Annotated in this window: 20 protein-coding genes; 14 read left to right on the forward strand and 6 right to left on the reverse strand. The window is 66.7% G+C overall.

Features of this window, described 5'->3' with window-relative positions; translation table 11 throughout:
* The 12 genes from dnaA (at nt 1) to HEP74_RS00060 (ending at nt 13,257) form a co-directional block, all read left to right on the forward strand.
* Entirely contained in the window at nt 1-1,341 is a 1,341-nt protein-coding gene (gene dnaA / locus HEP74_RS00005) for a chromosomal replication initiator protein DnaA (protein WP_179570243.1), read from the forward strand.
* Between the two features lie 324 nt (nt 1,342-1,665).
* Nucleotides 1,666-2,766: a DNA polymerase III subunit beta gene (gene dnaN, locus HEP74_RS00010; RefSeq protein ID WP_179570245.1), complete on the forward strand. Its 1,101-nt coding sequence runs from the start codon at nt 1,666-1,668 to the stop codon at nt 2,764-2,766.
* 363 nt (nt 2,767-3,129) lie between these two features.
* Nucleotides 3,130-4,230: a DNA replication/repair protein RecF gene (gene recF / locus HEP74_RS00015; RefSeq protein ID WP_185814641.1), complete on the forward strand. Its 1,101-nt coding sequence runs from the start codon at nt 3,130-3,132 to the stop codon at nt 4,228-4,230.
* 113 nt (nt 4,231-4,343) lie between these two features.
* Complete coding sequence (gyrB, locus tag HEP74_RS00020) at nt 4,344-6,791, forward strand: DNA topoisomerase (ATP-hydrolyzing) subunit B (RefSeq protein WP_185814642.1); 2,448 nt, start codon at nt 4,344-4,346, stop codon at nt 6,789-6,791.
* A 78-nt stretch (nt 6,792-6,869) separates the two neighbouring features.
* On the forward strand, nt 6,870-7,724 hold the full coding sequence (locus tag HEP74_RS00025) for a CPBP family intramembrane glutamic endopeptidase (protein WP_524540758.1): 855 nt from the start codon (nt 6,870-6,872) through the stop codon (nt 7,722-7,724).
* 67 nt (nt 7,725-7,791) lie between these two features.
* Complete coding sequence (locus tag HEP74_RS00030) at nt 7,792-8,598, forward strand: M48 family metallopeptidase (protein ID WP_185814643.1); 807 nt, start codon at nt 7,792-7,794, stop codon at nt 8,596-8,598.
* A 157-nt stretch (nt 8,599-8,755) separates the two neighbouring features.
* A complete protein-coding gene (locus HEP74_RS00035) occupies nt 8,756-9,949 on the forward strand; it encodes a tetratricopeptide repeat protein (protein WP_185814644.1) in 1,194 nt (397 codons plus the stop codon).
* Between the two features lie 151 nt (nt 9,950-10,100).
* A complete protein-coding gene (locus tag HEP74_RS00040) occupies nt 10,101-10,730 on the forward strand; it encodes an energy transducer TonB (protein WP_185814645.1) in 630 nt (209 codons plus the stop codon).
* A 93-nt stretch (nt 10,731-10,823) separates the two neighbouring features.
* Entirely contained in the window at nt 10,824-11,588 is a 765-nt protein-coding gene (gene exbB / locus HEP74_RS00045) for a TonB-system energizer ExbB (protein ID WP_179570259.1), read from the forward strand.
* A 42-nt stretch (nt 11,589-11,630) separates the two neighbouring features.
* Nucleotides 11,631-12,056, forward strand: a complete 426-nt coding sequence (locus HEP74_RS00050) for an ExbD/TolR family protein (RefSeq protein ID WP_184414452.1) — start codon at nt 11,631-11,633, stop codon at nt 12,054-12,056.
* Between the two features lie 3 nt (nt 12,057-12,059).
* A complete protein-coding gene (locus HEP74_RS00055) occupies nt 12,060-12,473 on the forward strand; it encodes an ExbD/TolR family protein (RefSeq protein WP_003470010.1) in 414 nt (137 codons plus the stop codon).
* Between the two features lie 376 nt (nt 12,474-12,849).
* A complete protein-coding gene (locus tag HEP74_RS00060) occupies nt 12,850-13,257 on the forward strand; it encodes an ExbD/TolR family protein (protein WP_179570263.1) in 408 nt (135 codons plus the stop codon).
* 505 nt (nt 13,258-13,762) lie between these two features.
* On the opposite strand, the gene HEP74_RS00065 is transcribed toward HEP74_RS00060, so the two are convergent.
* The 3 genes from HEP74_RS00065 to cls all read right to left on the reverse strand — a co-directional run bounded on the left by HEP74_RS00065 (nt 13,763) and on the right by cls (nt 16,479).
* Nucleotides 13,763-14,515, reverse strand: a complete 753-nt coding sequence (locus HEP74_RS00065) for a pyridoxine 5'-phosphate synthase (RefSeq protein ID WP_185814646.1) — start codon at nt 14,513-14,515, stop codon at nt 13,763-13,765.
* A 13-nt stretch (nt 14,516-14,528) separates the two neighbouring features.
* The gene (locus HEP74_RS00070; RefSeq protein ID WP_003470016.1) at nt 14,529-14,798 is read right to left on the reverse strand and encodes a hypothetical protein; all 270 of its coding nucleotides are present in this window, start codon (nt 14,796-14,798) and stop codon (nt 14,529-14,531) included.
* Between the two features lie 208 nt (nt 14,799-15,006).
* The gene (gene cls, locus HEP74_RS00075) at nt 15,007-16,479 is read right to left on the reverse strand and encodes a cardiolipin synthase (protein ID WP_185814647.1); all 1,473 of its coding nucleotides are present in this window, start codon (nt 16,477-16,479) and stop codon (nt 15,007-15,009) included.
* 108 nt (nt 16,480-16,587) lie between these two features.
* On the opposite strand from cls, the gene HEP74_RS00080 reads away from it, so the two are divergent.
* Nucleotides 16,588-17,673, forward strand: coding sequence for a PA0069 family radical SAM protein (locus HEP74_RS00080; protein ID WP_185814648.1), 1,086 nt, complete (start codon nt 16,588-16,590; stop codon nt 17,671-17,673).
* Between the two features lie 209 nt (nt 17,674-17,882).
* Here the strand turns inward: HEP74_RS00080 and HEP74_RS00085 are convergent, their stop codons facing one another.
* A complete protein-coding gene (locus tag HEP74_RS00085) occupies nt 17,883-18,590 on the reverse strand; it encodes a 2OG-Fe(II) oxygenase (protein WP_185814649.1) in 708 nt (235 codons plus the stop codon).
* A 103-nt stretch (nt 18,591-18,693) separates the two neighbouring features.
* On the opposite strand from HEP74_RS00085, the gene HEP74_RS00090 reads away from it, so the two are divergent.
* Nucleotides 18,694-18,951 carry a nucleoside 2-deoxyribosyltransferase gene (locus HEP74_RS00090; RefSeq protein ID WP_185814650.1) on the forward strand — a complete coding sequence of 86 codons (258 nt, stop codon included), beginning with the start codon at nt 18,694-18,696 and terminating at the stop codon, nt 18,949-18,951.
* Nucleotides 18,952-18,975: 24 nt separating this feature from the next.
* Here HEP74_RS00090 and HEP74_RS21800 read toward each other — a convergent pair whose 3' ends face one another.
* Nucleotides 18,976-19,542, reverse strand: a complete 567-nt coding sequence (locus HEP74_RS21800) for a hypothetical protein (RefSeq protein ID WP_255427828.1) — start codon at nt 19,540-19,542, stop codon at nt 18,976-18,978.
* Nucleotides 19,543-19,625: 83 nt separating this feature from the next.
* A complete protein-coding gene (locus HEP74_RS00100; protein WP_185814651.1) occupies nt 19,626-20,258 on the reverse strand; it encodes a LysE family translocator in 633 nt (210 codons plus the stop codon).
* Nucleotides 20,259-20,320: the final 62 nt, after the last annotated feature.

Consider the following 20,320-nt stretch of genomic DNA (forward strand, 5'->3'; position numbering starts at 1 on the left):
ATGGATGCTTGGCCCCGTTGCCTGGAACGTCTGGAAGCTGAATTTCCAGCCGAGGACGTTCACACCTGGTTGAAACCGCTGCAAGCCGAACAGCGCCATGACAACAGCATGGTCCTGTACGCCCCGAACGCCTTCATCGTCGAACAGGTGCGCGAGCGCTATCTGGCGCGGATCCGCGAGCTGATGACCTATTTCGCCGGCAGCGGCGAAGTGGCGTTGCAGGTCGGCTCGCGTCCGCGCGCGCCGGAGCCGGTGGCCCCGGTCGCCAGCGATGCGGCCGCCGCGCGCACGCCGCCGGCGCCGTTGCTGGAACCGTTCGCCGGCAACCTCGATTCGCACTACACCTTCGCCAACTTCGTCGAAGGCCGCAGCAACCAGCTCGGCCTGGCCGCGGCCACGCAGGCGGCGCAGAAGCCCGGCGACCGCGCGCACAACCCGCTGCTGCTGTACGGCAGCACCGGCCTGGGCAAGACCCACCTGATGTTCGCCGCCGGCAACGCGATGCGCGAGCAGAACCCCAACGCGCGGGTCATGTACCTGCGCTCGGAACAGTTCTTCAGCGCGATGATCCGCGCGCTGCAGGACAAGACCATGGACCAGTTCAAGCGCCAGTTCCAGCAGGTGGACGCGCTGCTGATCGACGATATCCAGTTCTTCGCCGGCAAGGACCGCACCCAGGAAGAGTTCTTCCACACCTTCAACGCGCTGTTCGACGGCCGCCAGCAGATCATCCTGACCTGCGACCGCTACCCGCGCGAGGTCGAAGGCCTGGAGCCGCGGCTGAAGTCGCGCCTGGCCTGGGGCCTGTCGGTGGCGATCGACCCGCCCGATTTCGAGACCCGCGCGGCGATCGTGCTGGCCAAGGCGCGCGAGCGCGGCGCCGAGATCCCCGACGACGTGGCGTTCCTGATCGCCAAGAAGATGCGCTCCAACGTGCGCGACCTGGAAGGCGCGCTCAACACGCTGGCCGCCCGCGCCAACTTCACCGGCCGCGCGATCACCACCGAGTTCGCCCAGGAGACGCTGCGCGACCTGCTGCGCGCGCAGCAGCAGGCGATCGGCATCCCCAACATCCAGAAGACCGTGGCCGACTACTACGGCCTGCAGATCAAGGACCTGTTGTCCAAGCGCCGCACCCGCTCGCTGGCGCGGCCGCGGCAGGTGGCGATGGCGCTGACCAAGGAACTGACCGAACACAGCCTGCCGGAGATCGGCGATGCGTTCGCCGGCCGCGACCACACCACCGTGCTGCACGCCTGCCGGCAGATCAAGCACCTGATGGAGACCGACGGCAAGTTGCGCGAGGACTGGGACAAGCTGATCCGCAAGCTGAGCGAGTAGCGGGCCGGCACCGCGCCGGAAAGGCGCGGATCGGCACCCTCGCGAGCGCTCCGGTGCGGCATGCCGGACGCGACGGATAAATCGGTGCATGACTTCGCGACAAATCCGGTAGAAACTGTGGATAAAGTGCAGCGCGGCGGCGCCGGCAAAACTATCCACAGGTTTCCCCACCCCTACAGGGGTAGTAATACCCGGGATTGAAGGGCCGAAAAACCCTTTGAATCCAGATAGTTAAGCTACCTTTGCACCGAAAATCGCTCTACCATCACCACCAAGCTTTTGATTTATTCCATATCTTTTTAAAGCATAGGGGCACGGAACCACATGCGTTTCACACTGCAGCGCGAAGCCTTCCTCAAGCCATTGGCGCAAGTCGTCAATGTGGTCGAACGCCGCCAGACCTTGCCGGTTCTGGCCAACTTCCTGGTGCAGGTGCACGACGGGCAACTGTCGCTGACCGGTACCGACCTGGAAGTGGAAATGGTGTCGCGTATCGCGGTCGACGACGCGCAGGACGGCGAAACCACGATTCCGGCACGCAAGCTGTTCGAGATCATTCGGGCGCTGCCCGACGGCAGCAAGATCACCGTCTCGCAAACCGGCGACAAGATCACCGTGCAGGCCGGGCGTAGCCGCTTCACCCTGGCCACGCTGCCGGCCAACGATTTCCCGTCGGTCGACGAAGTGGAAGCCACCGAGCGGGTGCTGGTGCCGGAAGCGGCGCTGAAGGAACTGATCGAGCGTACCGCGTTCGCGATGGCCCAGCAGGACGTGCGCTATTACCTCAACGGCCTGCTGTTCGACCTGCGCGATCAGACTCTGCGCTGCGTGGCCACCGATGGCCATCGCCTGGCGCTGTGCGAGACCGAACTGGAAAACGCCGGCGGCGCCAAGCGCCAGATCATCGTGCCGCGCAAGGGCGTGACCGAGCTGCAGCGCCTGCTGGAAGGCGGCGATCGCGAGGTCGAGCTGGAAGTGGGCCGCAGCCACGTGCGGGTCAAACGCGACGATGTCACCTTCACCTCGAAGCTGATCGACGGCCGTTTCCCGGATTACGAAGCGGTGATCCCGATCGGTGCCGACCGCGAGGTCAAGCTGGATCGCGAGGCCCTGCGCGCCGCGCTGCAGCGTGCTGCGATCCTGTCCAACGAGAAGTACCGTGGCGTGCGCGTGGAAGTCTCGCCGGGCCAGCTGAAGATCAGCGCGCACAATCCCGAGCAGGAAGAAGCACAGGAAGAGATCGAGGCCGACACCAAGGTCAGCGACCTGGCGATCGGCTTCAACGTGAACTACCTGCTCGACGCGCTGTCTGCGCTTCGCGAGGAGTTCATCGTGATCCAGCTGCGCGACGCCAACTCTTCCGCGCTGGTACGCGAGGCCAGCAGCGCCCGCTCCCGCCATGTGGTGATGCCGCTGCGTCTCTGACGGCGATCAAAACATCGTGTTCCACGTGGAACACAGTTGAGAAACCCGGCCTTCGCGCCGGGTTTTCTTTTGCACGAGGCTCGCAGGCGCTTCCGAGCCCACGAAGCCTCCTGTGGGAGCGACTTCATTCGCGACGGGCCTAACCCCTGGCGATTGATGTCTTCCCGAGACGCACTGGGGTTCCCTGGATCGCCTCGCAGGAGCAGCTACACGCCCGCACCACCAACCGCATCGAACCCAATCCCCATTCCCCCAGCTGCACTCGCGACAGGACGTTCGCAGCCGCTTTGGGTATGCTGCCGCCCTACCCTGATGAGCCGACCCGCGTGCGCCCGGTGCGAGCGCCTCGCCCCGATTCCGCGTATGCACGTCTCCCGCCTCGATCTTCATCACCTGCGCCGCTTTGCCGCGTTGGAACTGGCGCCTGCGCCCGGCTTGAACCTGATCACCGGCGACAACGGGGCCGGCAAGACCACCATCCTCGAGGCCATGCACCTGATGGCCTACGGCCGCAGTTTCCGCGGGCGGGTGCGCGATGGCCTGGTCAGCCAAGGCCAGGACGCGCTGGACGTGTTCGTCGAATGGCAGGAACGCGGCCCGGAACCGCAGCAGCCACGCCGCCGCCGCGCCGGGCTGCGCCATAGCGGCCAGGACTGGCGTGGCCGGCTCGATGGCGAGGACGTGGCCTACCTGGGCACGCTCTGCGCCGCGCTGGCGGTGGTCACCTTCGAGCCAGGCAGCCATGTGCTGGTCAGCGGCGGTGGCGAACCGCGCCGCCGCTTCATCGATTGGGGCCTGTTCCACGTGGAACCTGACTTCCTGGCACTGTGGCGCCGCTACGCGCGGGCGCTCAAGCAGCGCAACGCCTTGCTGAAAAGCGGCGGCGGCGGCGCGGCTCTGGATGCCTGGGACCACGAGCTGGCCGAGGCCGGCGAACCGCTCACCTCGCGCCGCGAGCAGTATCTGGAGCGTCTGCTGCAGCGCCTGTTGGCGCTGGGTCCGGAGCTGGCGCCAGCACTGGGCATCCAGCACCTGCAGTTCGCACCGGGGTGGCGCCGCCACGAGGTGCCGCTGGCCGATGCGCTGTTGCTCAACCGCGAGCGCGACCGCCAGTACGGCTATACCTCGGTGGGGCCGCATCGCGCCGACTGGAGCCTGGAGTTCGCGACCATCCCCGGCCGCGACGCGCTGTCGCGCGGCCAGGCCAAGCTCACCGCCCTGGCTTGCCTGCTGGCCCAGGCCGAGGACTATGCCGAGCAACGCGGCGAGTGGCCGGTGATCGCCCTGGACGATCTGGCCTCGGAACTGGACCAGCACCACCAGCGGCGCGTGCTGCAGCGGCTGCAGGCCGGGCCGGCGCAGGTGTTCGTCACCGCGACGGAAACCCCACAGGCGCTGGCCGACATGGCGTTGCCGATTGCGCGGTTCCACGTGGAACATGGGCAGGCCGTGGCCCGTTCCTAGCCGCCGCGGGGCGGGAGGGCCGGGGCTGCTATAATTCGCCGCAATCCCCTATCCATCGGCGCGACCGGGCTCCTGCCCGCCGTCGTCCGACTCGTGGAGCCTACGGCAAGCGCATGACCGAAGAACAGAATCCGCCAACCTCGCCCGCCAACACCACCTACGACTCCAGCAAAATCACCGTGCTGCGTGGGCTGGAAGCGGTCCGCAAGCGTCCCGGCATGTACATCGGCGACGTGCACGACGGTACCGGCCTGCACCACATGGTGTTCGAGGTCGTCGACAACTCCATCGACGAAGCGCTAGCCGGCCATGCCGACAACGTGCTGGTCAAGATCATGGTCGATGGCTCGGTGCAGGTGTCCGACAACGGTCGCGGCATCCCGGTCGACATCCACAAGGAAGAAGGCGTGTCCGCGGCCGAGGTGATCCTCACCGTGCTGCATGCCGGCGGCAAGTTCGACGACAACAGCTACAAGGTTTCCGGCGGCCTGCACGGCGTCGGCGTGTCGGTGGTCAACGCCCTGTCCGAGCACCTGTGGCTGGACGTGTGGCGCGACGGCCACCACTACCAGCAGGAATACAAGCTGGGCGAGCCGCAATACCCGCTCAAGCAGCTGGAAGCGTCCGACAAGCGCGGCACCACGCTGCGCTTCAAGCCGGCGGTGGAGATCTTCAGCGACGTCGAGTTCCACTACGACATCCTGGCGCGGCGCCTGCGCGAGCTGTCCTTCCTCAACTCCGGGGTCAAGATCACCCTGCAGGACGAGCGCGGCGAAGGCCGCCAGGACGTGTTCGAGTACGAAGGCGGCATCCGCAGCTTCGTCGAGCACCTGGCGCAGCTGAAGACCCCGCTGCATCCGAACGTGATCTCGGTGACCGGCGAGCAGAACGGCATCGTGGTGGACGTGGCCCTGCAATGGACCGACGCCTACCAGGAAACGATGTTCTGCTTCACCAACAACATCCCGCAGAAGGACGGCGGCACCCATCTGGCCGGCTTCCGCGCCGCGTTGACCCGCACCCTGACCAATTACATCGAACAGAACGGCATCGCCAAGCAGGCCAAGATCACCCTGTCCGGCGACGACATGCGCGAAGGCATGATCGCGGTGCTGTCGGTCAAGGTGCCGGACCCGAGCTTCTCGTCGCAGACCAAGGAGAAATTGGTCAGTTCCGAGGTCAAGCCGGCCGTTGAGAACACGTTCGGCGCCCGTTTGCAGGAATTCCTGCAGGAAAACCCCAGCGAAGCCAAGGCCATCGCCGGCAAGATCGTCGATGCCGCGCGCGCCCGCGAGGCTGCGCGCAAGGCGCGCGACCTGACCCGGCGCAAGGGCGCGCTGGACATTGCCGGCCTGCCCGGCAAGCTGGCCGACTGCCAGGAGAAGGATCCGGCGCTGTCCGAACTGTTCATCGTCGAGGGCGATTCGGCCGGCGGCTCGGCCAAGCAGGGCCGCAACCGCAAGAACCAGGCGGTGCTGCCGCTGCGCGGCAAGATCCTCAACGTGGAACGCGCGCGCTTCGACCGCATGCTGGCCTCCGACCAGGTCGGCACGCTGATCACCGCGCTGGGCACCGGCATTGGCCGCGACGAATACAACCCGGACAAGCTGCGCTACCACCGCATCATCATCATGACCGACGCCGACGTCGACGGCGCGCACATCCGCACCCTGCTGCTGACGTTCTTCTACCGGCAGATGCCGGAGCTGATCGAGCGCGGCTACATCTACATCGGCCTGCCGCCGCTGTACCGGCTCAAACAGGGCAAGCAGGAGCTGTACCTGAAGGACGACAACGCGCTCAACGCCTACCTGGCCAACAGTGCGGTCGAAGGGGCGGCGCTGATTCCGGCCGCCGACGAGCCGCCGATCACCGGCAGCGCGCTGGAGAAGCTGCTGCTGCTGTTCGCCAGCGCCAACGACGCGGTGGCGCGCAACGCGCACCGCTACGATCCGGCGCTGTTGACCGCGCTGATCGACCTGCCGCCGCTGGACGTGGCGCAGCTGGAGGCCGAGGGCGAGCAGCATCCGACCCTGGACGCGCTGCAGGCCGTGCTCAATCGCGGCAGCCTGGGCACCGCCCGCTATCAGCTGCGCTTCGAGCCGGGCAGCGAACAGCGTCCGGCGACCCTGATCGCGGTGCGCCGCCACATGGGCGAAGAGCTGACCCAGGTGCTGCCGATGGCGGTGTTCGAGAGCGGCGAGCTGCGCCCGCTGCGCGAAGTCGCGCTGGCGTTGAACGGGCTGGTCCGCGAAGGCGCGCAGATCGTGCGCGGCAACAAGACCCAGTCGATCAGCAGCTTCGCCCAAGCGCATGCCTGGCTGTTCGACGAGGCCAAGAAGGGCCGGCAGATCCAGCGCTTCAAGGGCCTGGGCGAAATGAATGCCGAGCAGCTGTGGGAAACCACGGTGAACCCGGATTCGCGCCGCCTGTTGCAGGTACGCATCGAGGATGCGGTGGCCGCCGACCAGATCTTCAGCACCTTGATGGGCGACGTGGTCGAGCCGCGCCGCGATTTCATCGAGGAAAACGCGCTGAAGGTCGCCAACCTCGACATCTGACGCGGCATCGCCGCCCCCGGCGCGCGCCGGGGGCCGGCCTCGTTCCGCTCCCCTAGCCTGCTCTCGCCCAGGATCGCGATGACCTCGCTGCCGTCGCACATGCCCGCACCGCCCCCGCTGACCAATGCCGCGCCGCCGCCGTCCGGCTGGGGCAAGCCGGTGCTCGGTTTCGTCCTCGACGTGCTGCTGGCCGCGGTCGTGTTGCTGGCCGTCAGCGTGCTGTCCGGCTTGGTCTGGGGCGTGATGCGCGGCTTCCAGGTCACCATGGAATTGCGCGCGCAGGGTATTCCCGCCGATCGGCTGGCCACCGCCGTCGCCTCCCAGATCGGCCAGCCCGGGGCGCTGGCGCAGCTGCTGATCGCCCTGGTCAGCACCCTGTCCGCGGCCTTGCTGCTGTACTTCCTGCGCCGCCCGGCCAACGCCGCCGAGCGCCGTGCCTCCTGGCAGGCAGCGCGCGTGCCGGCGACCTGGGGCTGGGTGCTGCTGGTCGCGGTGGCGGTATTCGTGGGCAGCAGCGTGCTGTCCAACCTCGGCGCGCAGCTGGGGATCAAGCCGGTGCCGACCAACCTGCCGCTGATGCGCGAAGCGATGACGCAGATGCCGCTGTTCCTGGTCGTGTTCGCGGTGCTGATCGCCCCGGCCTACGAGGAACTGCTGTTCCGCCGCGTGCTGTTCGGGCGCCTGTGGGATGCCGGCCGGCCGCGCCTGGGCATGGCGCTCAGCGGCGCCGCCTTCGCGCTGGTGCACGAATTGCCCGGCACCACCGGCAATGGCGTGGCCGAAACCCTGCAGCTATGGTTGGTCTACGGCAGCATGGGCGCCGCGTTCGCATGGCTGTACAAGCGCACCGGCACCTTGTGGGCGCCGATCGCCGCACACGGGCTGAACAATGCCGTCGCTGTAGCGGCTTTGTACTGGTTTGGCACAACTTGAAGATTTGTTTGACGAAAAGTTAAGACGTGTGCCACCACACTGCGATGCGTGTCATAGGGGGACCCGTATGAAGAGTGTTGTACTGGGGGCATCGATCGCGGTGCTGCTGACAGCGTGTGCGACCACCACCTCGCCGACCGGGCGTACCCAGGTCGTGGGTGGCGTATCGCAGCAGGAACTGGATCAGCTTGGCCTGAAGGCCTTTGCCGAGACCAAGGCCAAGGAGCCGATCGACAACGATCCGAAGCGCAACGCCTACGTGCGCTGCGTGGTCAACACGCTGGTCGCGCAATTGCCGCCGCAGTGGCGCGGCACGGCGTGGGAAACCGCGCTGTTCGACGACAAGGAACCCAACGCGTTCGCGCTGCCCGGCGGCAAGGTCGGCGTCAACAGCGGCATCTTCACCGTGGCCAAGAACCAGGATCAGCTGGCGGCGGTGCTCGGCCACGAGATCGGCCACGTGATCTCGCGCCACCACGAAGAACGCATCACTCGCCAGATGGGCACCCAGACCGGCCTCAGCGTGCTCGGCGCGCTGGCCGGCGCGCGCTACGGCAGCGCCGCGGCCGACACGGTGGGCCAAGTCGGCGGCATGACCGCGCAGGCCGCGTTCCTGCTGCCGGGTTCGCGCACCCAGGAAAGCGAGGCCGACGTGGTCGGCCAGCGGCTGATGGCGCAGGCCGGTTTCGACCCGGCGCAGGCGGTGGATCTGTGGAAGAACATGATGGCCGCCGGCGGCCAGCGCCCGCCGCAATGGCTGTCCACCCACCCCGATCCCAGCGCCCGCATCGGCGAACTGCAACGCGATGTCGCTACGCTTGAGCCGGTGTATGCGCAGGCGCGCAGTGCCGGGCGGACGCCGAAGTGCGGTTGAGCGCATTGGCGCCGCCGCGCATGGGCGTGCGCCGTGCATGGCAATGCGTCCTAAAAACGTTTTCACCGCGTATAGGTTTCTGTTAGTTTTGCTGGCTCGGCCCAGGATGGCCGCTCCGTCTTCCGTGCCGCTCAGGGCGGTTCCACCGAGGTGATCCATGAAATTCAGTATCCGCAAGCAAGCGCTGTTGTCCCTGGTGATCACTGCTGCCCTCGGCGGCGCGGTGGTGACCGACGCTGTCGCGCAGTCCGATCGCTCCGAGCAGCGCTCCTCGCGCAAGTCCAAGAACGAAAAGGCCGCGGTGATGTTCCCCAACGCCACCCGCCAGGAGCCGACCGGCAAGCCGTCGGCCAAGCTCGGCAGCAAGCTGCAGAAGCTGATCGACACCTACAACAAGGGCGAGGACTACGCCGGCGTGCGCACCCAGGCCGACGAGATCCTGGCCAATAGCGCGGCCAACGAATACGACAAGTCCATCGCCGCGCAGCTGGCCGCGCAGGCCGCTTACAACCTGGACGACAGCAAGGCCGCCAAGCAGTACCTGCAGCAGGCGATCCAGTTCAACGGCCTGGACAACAACGGCCACTTCCAGTCGATGCTGATGCTGGCGCAGCTGCAGTTGCAGGACGACGAAACCGCCGCCGGCCTGGCCTCGCTGGACAAGTTCCTGGCCGAGTCCAAGTCGACCCGCCCGGAAGACCTGATCCTCAAGGGCCAGGCGCTGTATCAGACCGAGCGCTACCAGGAGGCGATCCCGGTGCTGCAGCAGGCCATCGCCGCCTCGCCCGAGCCCAAGGACAGCTGGAACCAGCTGCTGATGGCGTCCTACGCCGCCGCCGGCCAGACCGGCGAAGCGGTCAAGGCCGCCGAGACGCTGGCGGCGAAGACGCCGAACGACAAGAAGGCCCAGCTCAACCTGGCCAGCATGTACATGCAGGCCGACCAGATGGACAAGGCCGCCGCGGTGATGGACAAGCTGCGTGCCGCCGGGCAGTTGACCGACGAGAAGGAGTACAAGCAGCTGTACTCGATCTACGCCAACACCGACAAGAAGGAAAAGGACGTCATCTCGGTCATCAACGAAGGCCTGCAGAAGGGCATCCTCAAGCCTGACTACCAGACCTATCTGGCGCTGGCGCAGTCGTATTACTACACCGACCAGGTGCCGCAGGCGATCGAGAACTGGCAGAAGGCCGCGCCGATGTCCAAGGACGGCGAAACCTATCTGAACCTGGCCAAGGTGCTGCACCAGGAAGGCCGCACTGCGGAAGCCAAGCAGGCCGCGCAGCAAGCGCTCGCCAAGGGCGTCAAGAAGCCGGAAGACGCCAAGAAGATCATCAATCTGAAGTAAAAAGCAAAAAAAGCCCCCGAAAACCAGTGCTTAAAGTAGTGCAGGTCACAGGGATTGGTATAAGCTTGGAGGTTCCTGCGGTGTCAAGCCGCCTGAACTGGGATTCAGATTCTTCGCGAATCCCGGCCCCCCTAAATCGAGTCATTGGCGCATGACGGAACAATTGGTCATCAATCGGCATTACGACAGAGATGAAGCTTCCGGCCTCAGCTGGCCGCGCATCATCGGTATTGCCTTCGTAATCGCGCTGCATCTGGCAGCGCTGATGTTGTTGCTGATTCCAGCCGTTGCGCCGAAGGCGGCAGCGGAGAAGGAACGCAACATCGTCGTCACCCTGGTCGACGCCCCGCCGCCGCCGCCGCCGGTCAAGAACCTGGCGCCGCCGAAGCCGACCCCGTTGCCGCCGCCGCCGGAAGCCCCGGTGATCGACGTGCCGGAGCCGCGTCCGAGCGACATCGCCACGCCGCCGTCGCCGCCGTCGCCGCCTGCCGCCGCAACCGACATCGGCGCCAGCGTCGATATCTCGTCGAAGAACATGAACCCGCCGAAGTACCCGCCGTCCGCATTCCGGTCGGGCGCGGAAGGCGAGGTGATCCTGATCATCGACGTCGACGCAAACGGTAACGTCACCAACGTCGCCGTCGAGAAATCCAGCCGCAACCGCGACCTGGACCGCGCCGCCATGGAAGCAGCGCGCAAATGGCGGTTCAACGCCGCTACCGCCAATGGACAGAAGACCGCCGGCCGCGTACGCGTTCCGGTCAACTTCGCGCTGAACTGATACAAAGGCAGCAGGCCGGCGCACCCGCCGGTCTGCAGGCCCTGTCTACTCTTTGCACCACCCTCATCACCACACACAACAAAGGTAAGCGTCATGCTGCAGGAAATTTTCATCGCCGCTGCTGCGGGGGGCAACAACGCATCGAACGCCCTGTCGCAGATGGGCTTCGAGCACCTGATCACCGAGATGACCTCCAAGCCGGGTGACTTCGCCGTCTCCTGGGTGGTGCTCATCACCCTTATCATCATGTCGGCGTCGTCCTGGTACTGGACCGTCATCAACATCTTCCGCGCCACCCGTCTGAAGGGCCAGGCCGACCGCGTCACCAGCCTGTTCTGGGACACCCCGAACGCGCAGGACGCCATCCGTGCGATGGAAGAGCAGCCGGCCAGCGAGCCGTTCTCGAAGATCGCGCTCGACGCCGCTCAGGCCGCTGCGCACCACCAGCGCGCCGAAGCCGGTGCCGGCACCGGCCTGGGCGAGACCCTGAGCCGTTCGGAGTTCGTCGACCGCGCCCTGCGTCAGGCCGTGACCCGCGAAAGCACCAAGCTGCAGTCGGGCATGACCCTGCTGGCCACCGTCGGTGCGACCGCGCCGTTCGTCGGTCTGCTGGGTACGGTGTGGGGCATCTACGGCGCGCTGATCAAGATCGGTGCCACCGGCTCCGCCTCGATCGACGCCGTTGCCGGCCCGGTGGGTGAAGCGCTGATCATGACCGCGATCGGTCTGTTCGTCGCGATCCCGGCCGTGTTCGCGTTCAACTTCTTCAGCAAGGTCAACAGCTCGACGATCGCCAAGTTCGATACGTTCGCCCACGACCTGCATGACTTCTTCGCCACTGGTTCGCGCGTTCGCTGATCCGCGGTCGAGTAGTCCACGCAACGATTAACGGAGCCCGTTATGGCTTTCAGTAGTGGTAACAGCGGCGGCCCCATGGCCGACATCAATGTCACGCCCCTCGTGGACGTGATGTTGGTGCTGCTGATCATCTTCATCATCACGGCACCGCTGATGTCCCACAAGGTCAAGGTGGAGCTGCCCCAAGCCAACCTGAAGCAGGATCCGGACAAGGACGAAAAACGTTCCAATCCGATCACGCTGGCGGTCAAGGAAGACGGGTCGCTGTACTGGAACGACGAGCCGATTTCCAAGGAAGCCCTGGAATCGCGTTTCTCCACCGCTGCCCAGCAGACTCCGCAGCCGCCGCTCAACCTGCGTGGCGACCGCACGACCAAGATGCGTACGATCAACGAGATCACCAAGATCGCGCAGGGTCAGGGCATGCTGGACGTCGGCTTCGTTGCGACCAAAGAGAAGGGGAACTGAGCCATGGCATTTAGCTCAGGAGGCGGCCGTGGTCCCATGGCCGACATCAACGTCACGCCGCTGGTCGACGTGATGCTGGTGCTGTTGATCATCTTCATCGTGACCGCGCCGATCATGACCTATCCGATCGACGTGGACCTGCCGCAGCGAGTGATCAACCCGCCGCCGCAGTTGCGCGACCCGCCGCCGCCGATCGATCTGCGTATCGATGCGTCGAACCAGCTCTTCTGGAACAACAGCCCGGTGGCTGTGACGGCGCTTCCGCAAATGATGGAAAACGAAGTACAGCGCGATCCGACCAACCAGCCGGAACTGCGCATCGATGCCAATCCGGATTCCGAATACGAAGTGATGGCCAAGGTGCTGGCCGCCGCCAAGAATTCGGACATGAAAAAGATCGGCTTCGTGCAGCAATAAGCTCTACCGCAACACCTCAGTCATGACGCGACTGCAACGCCACCGGCAACGGTGGCGTTTTTTTTGGAGCCGCCGGTCCGATGCAGCGAAGTCGAAGTCGAAGTCGGAGTCGGCGCCGCGGTGGTGTCGGTCTGCCGATGACGACGTTCGCGAAAAACTCGCCTCCGATTGCCATCGCTTTAGTGCGCGCAGGTCGTGTCCAACGGGCCAGCCTCCAGCGGGCAGCCGCCGCCGAAGCGGCGCCAAAGTGCGGTGCCGCCAGGCTCGGCGGATCACCTTGGCCTCTCCGCTGGTCGCCAGTTGCCCCTCGCAAACCACCGCGGCGCGGGTGTAGGCTGGAGACGCGACACCACAACCACAGGACAGGAGGCACGCCATGGCTTTCAGTACCGCAGGGAACCGGGGACCGTTGTCGGAAATCAATGTCACGCCGCTGGTCGATGTCATGTTGGTGCTGTTGATCATCTTCATCGTGACTGTGCCGCTGGTGACGCGGCCGATCACCATGAACCTGCCGCAGCGTGTCGACACGCCGCAGCGGCCGCTCGAGCCGCCGCCGCCGATCCAGTTGCGCCTGGACGCCAGCGGCCAGCTGTTCTGGAACGCCAGTCCGCTGCCGTTAGCCGAGCTGCAGCCGCGGCTGCAGGAGGCGATGGCGCAGGCCGCCGGCAACACTCCGGAGCTGCGCATCGAGGCCAACCCCGATGCCGAATACGAGGTGATGGCCAAGGTGCTGGCTGCGGCCAAGAACGCGCAGGTGGACCGCATCGGCTTCGTGCAGTGATGCGCTTTTTTTAGCGCAACAGCTCGGTCATGACGGACCGCAAACGCCACCGGCAACGGTGGCGTTTTTGTGTTGGCGCCGGTGCGAAAAACACCAAAGCCCGCAGACCTGCGTCGGTTTGCTGTGGCGTCGGTCGCGCCGATGTAGCTTCTCGAGAAGAGCCAGCCTTCGATCGCCACGGTGCAGCGCATGTGCAGTTCATATCAAGTGGACTGGCTTGTGAGTCGGCGCGCTCGCTTCTACCGCGTAGCGACGCTACCGCGGGCTGGCAATGTCACTTGTGGGAGCGACTTCAGTCGCGACGCGCGTTACCGAGAAGGCCTGCCGCGAATGCAGTCGACTCCTAAAGGTCGCTCGACGCAACTGGCATGTCGATTTTGAAACCGGTTGGCCATGCGATCGGTTCCGACGGCATCAGGTTCGGCCAACTCGGCCGCTGCCGATGGCCGCCTCTCCCCAGAAGACTCCCGCACAAGTTCCCGCCTCTGCTCGAAACGCAGACGGGCTAACGCGCAGCATCCAGAATTGCCAGATACGCCTTCACCGTGGCATCCAACCCGGCATACAACGCCTCGCCGATCAGCGCGTGCCCGATCGACACCTCCAGCACCTGCGGCACCGCGGCCAGGAATGCGCCGAGGTTGCCCTGGGCCAGGTCGTGGCCGGCATTGACGCCGAGTCCGGCTGCCTGCGCGCGGCCCGCGGCTGCGGCGAAGGCGGCGGCCGCGGCGGTGTCGCCGCGGTCGAACGCTTCGGCATACGGTCCGGTGTACAGCTCGATGCGGTCGGCACCGAGTTCGGCGGCGCGTGCCAGGTCGGGGTTGCCGGCATCGACGAACAGGCTGACCCGGCTGCCCAGCGCCTTCAGCTCGGCGATCAGCGGACGCAGCCGTTCGCTGTCGCGAGCGAAGTCGAAGCCGTGGTCGGAGGTCAGCTGGCCGTCGCCGTCGGGAACCAGGGTGGCCTGCGCCGGGCGCACCTGCGCGCACAGCGGGATCAGCCCCGGATAGCCCGGCCGCGGCGGTGCGAACGGATTGCCTTCGATGTTGAATTCCACGCCGCGCGCGCGGGTCAGCTCGGCCAGCGCCAGCACGTCCTCGGCATGGATGTGGCGCCGGTCCGGGCGCGGGTGCACGGTGATGCCGTGCGCGCCGGCGTCCAGGCATGCGCGTGCCGCTTCGAGCACGCTCGGCAGCTCACCGCCGCGCGAATTGCGCAGCACCGCGATCTTGTTGACGTTGACGCTGAGGCGGGTCATCGGCGGACGACGCTTACGAGGAGAGCGCGTCGTCGCTGGCCGCGGCGGCCGCCGCGCGGCGCGCCTCGGCCTGTTCGCGCAGCCGGCGCAGCTCGGCCGGATCGATCATCGGCGCGGCATCGCGTTGGCTGGCGTCGCCGATCTTGGCCACGTACCAGCCGCGCGCCCAGGCCAGCAGGAATCCCAGCGCCGCCAGCAAGGCCAGCACCAGCAACGACATGTGCGGCGTGGAGAACGCCAGGACGAAGGCAGCGAGCGCGAGCAGCAGAAAAAGCCAGTACATGACGATCTCCCCAAGGATGCGCGCAGTGTAGCGCCGCCCGGGTGACCGGTTCCACGGCGAACCACCGGAACGGGCGCCGCGCGGCCATCCAAGCCAGACCCGCACACGCATACGGCCGAGGCCCATTCGTCGCCCGGGAGTGGACGGGACGTACCCGTTCGGTGGCACATGCAACCACGGCGCGACCTGTCGGGGAGCGACGGCGTGCCTACAGCAGCGGGGAGGTCAGCCGCGCCATCGCCTCGGGCAACCGGTAGCGCCACAGCGAGCGCTTGCGATCGTCGCGCACCTGCACCGCATCGGCGATCTCGCGGCCGATCAATGCGGCCAGTTCCTGGGTCATCTGCCGGTCGCGGAACATTGCCGAAACTTCGAAATTGAGGCGGAAACTGCGGTTGTCGAAGTTGGCGCTGCCGACGATGCACAGCTCGTCGTCGACGATCAGCGCCTTGCTGTGCAGCATGCGCGGACCGTACTCGTAGATCTTGACCCCGGCCTGCAGCAATTCGTCGAAATACGAGCGCGCGGCCAGCGTCACCAGCCGCGAATCGCTGCGCTTGGGCACCAGCAGGCGCACGTCGAGCCCGCCCAGCGCGGCCGAGGTCAGCGCCATGCGCGCGGCCTCGCCCGGGACGAAATACGGCGTCACCAGCCACACCCGCCGCTGCGCCTCGTAGATCGCCGCCACCTGCATGCGGTGGATGCTCTCCCACGACGAATCCGGACCGGACACCAGCACCTGCGCCTGGATCGCGCCGTCGTCGCGGCCGGGCATGTCGTGCGGCCAGATCTGCGCCATGTCGAACGCGTCGCGGCCCTGCCGGGTGGCGTACAGCCAGTCCTCGACGAACACCAGCTGCAGGCTGCGCACCACGTGGCCCTCGCACCGCACGTGCAGATCGCGGTAGGCGTCGGGGCGCAGCGCCTCGTTCTCTTCGTCGGTGACGTTGATGCCGCCGGTGAAGCCGATGCGCCCGTCGATCACCACGATCTTGCGGTGCGTGCGCAGGTTCACCCACGGCCGCTTGAACTTGAACGGGCGCAGCAGTTGGGTGGGATGGAACCACGCCGCCTCGCCGCCGGCGTCCAGCAGCGGCTGCAGGAAGCGCTTGCGTACCTGCGAGGAGCCCACCGCGTCCAGCAGCAGGCGCACCTTGACCCCGGCGCGGGCGCGTTCGACCAGCGCGTCGCGGATACGCGTGCCGCTGCGATCGGGGTTGAAGATGTAGTACTCCAGGTGCACGTGGTGCTGCGCGGCGGCGATGTCGCGCACGATCGCGTCGTAGGTGGCGGCGCCGTCCACCAGCCATTGCGCGGCGGTCGCCGAACTGGGCGCCAGGCCGGTGGTGGCCTGGGCGATCTTGGCCAGCTCGGTGCAATCGGCGTCGGGCGGGCAGACGCTACTGTAGTGCTCCATGCCCGAGCGCGAACGGCCGCGGCGCAGGCGTTGCCGCTTCACCTTCTGCGGCCCGAGCAGGTAGTAGATGACGAAGCCCAGGTACGGCAGCGCGGCCAGCGACAGCACCCAGCTCAGCGTCGCCGCCGGCTCGCGTTTCTGCAGCACGATCCAGCCGCTCAGCCACAGGATGTACAGCAGATACGCGGCGGTGAGGTAGGCGCCGAAATGCGGGATGCCGGTCAGCCAGTCCCAGGTGTTCTGCAGGGTCGCGAATACGAACATCGGCGGATTCTACGGGGCCGGCGCGGCTCCTGCGCGTGGCGCTGAAAGATTCAGCGTCGTCCGGGCGGCGTCGCAGTGGCTGAGACCGTGGCGGCGTACCCTGCGCCGATGAGCACGGCCATCAAGGGACGCGGCGCCGGCAGCCACCTGCCCGGCCGCTTCGAACGCACCATCAGCCAGGCCGAGGACGACGGCTGGCATCCCGACGACAGCGAGGAATTCGCCGCGCCGCGGCTGCGCACCGAGGTGCGCGAGGAGACCGCGCGCAGCATCATCAGCCGCAACCAGTCGCCGGACGTGGGCTTCTCGCAGTCGGTCAATCCGTACCGCGGCTGCGAGCACGGCTGCAGTTACTGCTTCGCCCGGCCCAGCCACGCCTACCTGAACCTGTCGCCGGGGCTGGACTTCGAGACCCGCCTGTTCGCCAAGACCAACGCTCCGGAGCTGCTGCGCCGCGAATTGGCCAAGCCCGGCTACGTGCCCAGCCCGATCGCGCTGGGCATCAACACCGACGCCTACCAGCCGATCGAGCGCAAGCTGCAGCTGACCCGCCGGCTGATCGAAGTGCTGTGGGAAACACGCCATCCGTTCTCGCTGATCACCAAGAACGCGCTGGTCGAGCGCGACCTGGACCTGCTGGTGCCGCTGGCGCGCGAGAACCTGGTCAGCGTGCATTTCTCGGTGACCTCGCTGGACCCGCGCCTGTCGGCGCGGCTGGAGCCGCGCGCCTCGGCGCCGCATGCGCGGCTGCGCGCGATGCGCACGCTGCACGAGGCCGGGGTGCCGGTGGGGGTGATGGTGGCGCCGGTGATCCCGTGGATCAACGACCACGAACTGGAAGCGGTGCTGGAGGCGGCGCATGCCGCCGGCGCCGACTCCGCCGGCTACGTGCTGCTGCGCCTGCCGCACGAGGTCGCGTCGCTGTTCCGCGACTGGCTGCAGGCGCACCATCCCGACCGCGCCGCGCACGTGATGAGCACGGTGCAGCAGCTGCGCGGCGGCAAGGACTACGACGCCACCTTCGGCAAGCGCATGCGCGGCGAAGGCGTCTATGCCGACCTGCTGACGCGGCGCTTCGCGCTGGCGCACAAGCGCCTGGGCTATGCCGAACGCGGGCGCCCGACGCTGGACTGCAGCCGCTTCGTCAGGCCGCTGCCGCCACGTGCGCCTTCGCCGCAGGGGGAATTGTTTTGAAGCCGGGATTGGGGATTGGGGATTCGTAAGAGCGCGCAAGGCTTGCTGCACTACCCACTGACTTTGTCCAGAATCCCGGCCGTAAGGCGGCCGTGTTGACCGAAACAGATCCGGCTGGCGACGAGAACGTGCGCCAACCGCTGCCAAACGAAGGCCGACAGACGAACAGCCACCGCATCCCGCTTTTGCGAATCCCCAATCCCGAATCCCTAATCCCGGCCGTACAACGCCTGCGCCGACTGGAACAGGATCCAGCTGGTGGCGATGAACTTGTCGCCGCCCTGCGGGCGGTTGCCTCGGTGGGTGTGGGTGAACGCGGTCGGCGCGATCAGCAGGCTGCCGGCGCGCGGCGCGATCTTGCGCTGCTGGAACAGGAACTCGGTTTCGCCGTCCTGGAAATCGTCGTTGAGGTACAGCGTCCACAGCAGATGCCGGTGCAGCGTTTCGCCGCCGGGATCGCGCGGGTATAGCTCGCAGTGCCAGTATGGATAGCCGCCCTCGCCCGCGGCGTACCACTGCAGGTTGATCGCGCCGGGACGCAGGCAGGTGCGGGCCAGGTTGGACAGCGCCGCGTCGTCGAGCAGCGCGAAATCGTCGGCGCCGAGCCGGTGCGGTTGGCCGTCGGCGCCGGGCACCTGCAGCATCAGCGGCGAGATCAGCGCCTGCGGGTACTTGCGCAGATAGCCGAGCAGGCCGGCGAACACCGCCTGCTGCAGCCGCTGTTCCACGTCGCGCCACGGCTCCAGGCCGCTGATGCGCAGGTCGCGGCTATGCTTGAGCTCGGGGAACACGCCGCTGCCCACCTCGCCGGGCTGCAACTGCGCACTGCCGCGCAGGCGGCGCATGATCGCGGCGCAGTCCTCGCGGGACATGGCGTCGTCGAAGACCTCGATGAAATCGGCATTGGGTTCGGACATCGCGCGACCTTACCAGCGATCCCGCGGCATCGCAGCTGTGGCGTTGGCATCCCTCCATGTGCGCGCCGACAATGAGAGCCCCTCTGCCCACCTGCCCGTGCCGATGATCCGCACGCTGTATATCGCCTGCCCCGACGTGTTCCGCCCCGATGCCGCCGCCCGCGGCGAGGCCTTGAAGGCGCTGTGCCGCGAATTCGGATTCGAAGGCCTGTTCCCGCTGGACCAGGCGCTGCCAGTGCAGATCGCCGATCCCGCCGCGCAGGCGCGCTCGATCTATGAGGTGGTCCCGGCGCCGCTGGTGGTCGGCGACGCGCGGCGCGCGTTGGCGCGGTTGCGGGAGGATCTGGGCGTGGACGTATAGGGGCAGGCAGGCTGAAGCTATATTTCAATGCTGGGACGCAAGGAACGCGTCCATTTGCGCCCATTGCATTTGAGCGTAGACCTGATCCTTGAAGCGGATATCCGCATCCGCCAGAAAGTGCCAGACCAGCTCGGGAACCTGATTGGCAAGCTTGCTGTGCGCGCCCAGGTGCCGCGACAAGGCACCGCAACGCTGCTGAAGATCCCGTAATTCGGAAACGTCGACGGGGCGTATGGCCGCAAGCTCCCTGAGCGTTTCCAGAATTTCGTCCCATGCCATCGGTAAGTTCATCGTTTGTGACGCCCGATCATTCGAACCAGCCGCAACCGGCTTTTTCGAAGCGTTGCCACGAATCGAATAGCCGAGCAACACCAGCCACGCGATCAGGGCCAGCAGCGTCGGCAACTGGAACTTGCTCGACGTGCCGAGGGTGAAACTCCTCGCCGCAAAAAAGATGAGCACCCACAGCGCCAGGTTGGCGATCACGATCGGCCGGCGCGAACGGTGCCGGGTGAGCCAGGAAATGACGCTCGGCATCAGCGCGACCGGCGCCGTGGCGAAGAAGAACATGAGAAAGACCGTCTGGTTCATCGCAATGCTGCTCCCTGCCGCCCTTCAACCAGGCCATCGACGGTGGGTTGCGGCATCCTCTCCCGTCGCCGCGATCCTACCCGCTACTGCGGCCGGAAGCGCAACAGCACGATGCCGAACCCGATGAAGATGGTCCCGACGACGCGGTCGAACAGCCGACGTAGGCCGGGCCGGGACAGATAGCGGCGGATGCCGTGCCCGCCGATGCCGTAGACCGCGTACCAGAACAGTTCGCACGCGGCGAAGGTGGCCACCAGGATCGCGAATTGCGGCCACTGCGGCTGGGTCTTGTCGACGAACTGCGGCAGGAACGCGGCGGCGAACAGCAGCAGCTTGGGATTGCTCAATCCGATCGCCAGCCCGCCACGGAACAGCTGCAGCGGCGACAGCGACGCCGCCAGGGGCGGCGCGCCTTGCGGGTCCAACGGTGCTTCCCCGCTGCGCCAGGCGGCGATTCCCAGCCACAGCAGATAGCCCACGCCGGCGTAGCGCAGCACCTCGAACATGCGCGGTGACGCGTCCAGCACCGCGCCCAGGCCTGCCGCCGACGCCAGCAGCACCAGCACCACCGCCAGCAGGCAGCCGGCCATCGCCAGCAGGCTGCGGCGCACGCCGAAACGCACGCTGCGCGTCATCACGTGCAGCATGTTCGGCCCCGGCGTGCCCGACAACACGAACACCGTCAGCAGGAACATCCACCAGACATGCAGGCTCATGGCGTAGCGGCTCGCGGGAAATGGCATTGCATCGTAGCAACGGCGCGGTACGTCCGCCATGT

Origin of the sequence: Xanthomonas sp. SS (assembly GCF_014236835.1) — a bacterium.
GTDB lineage: Bacteria > Pseudomonadota > Gammaproteobacteria > Xanthomonadales > Xanthomonadaceae > Xanthomonas_A.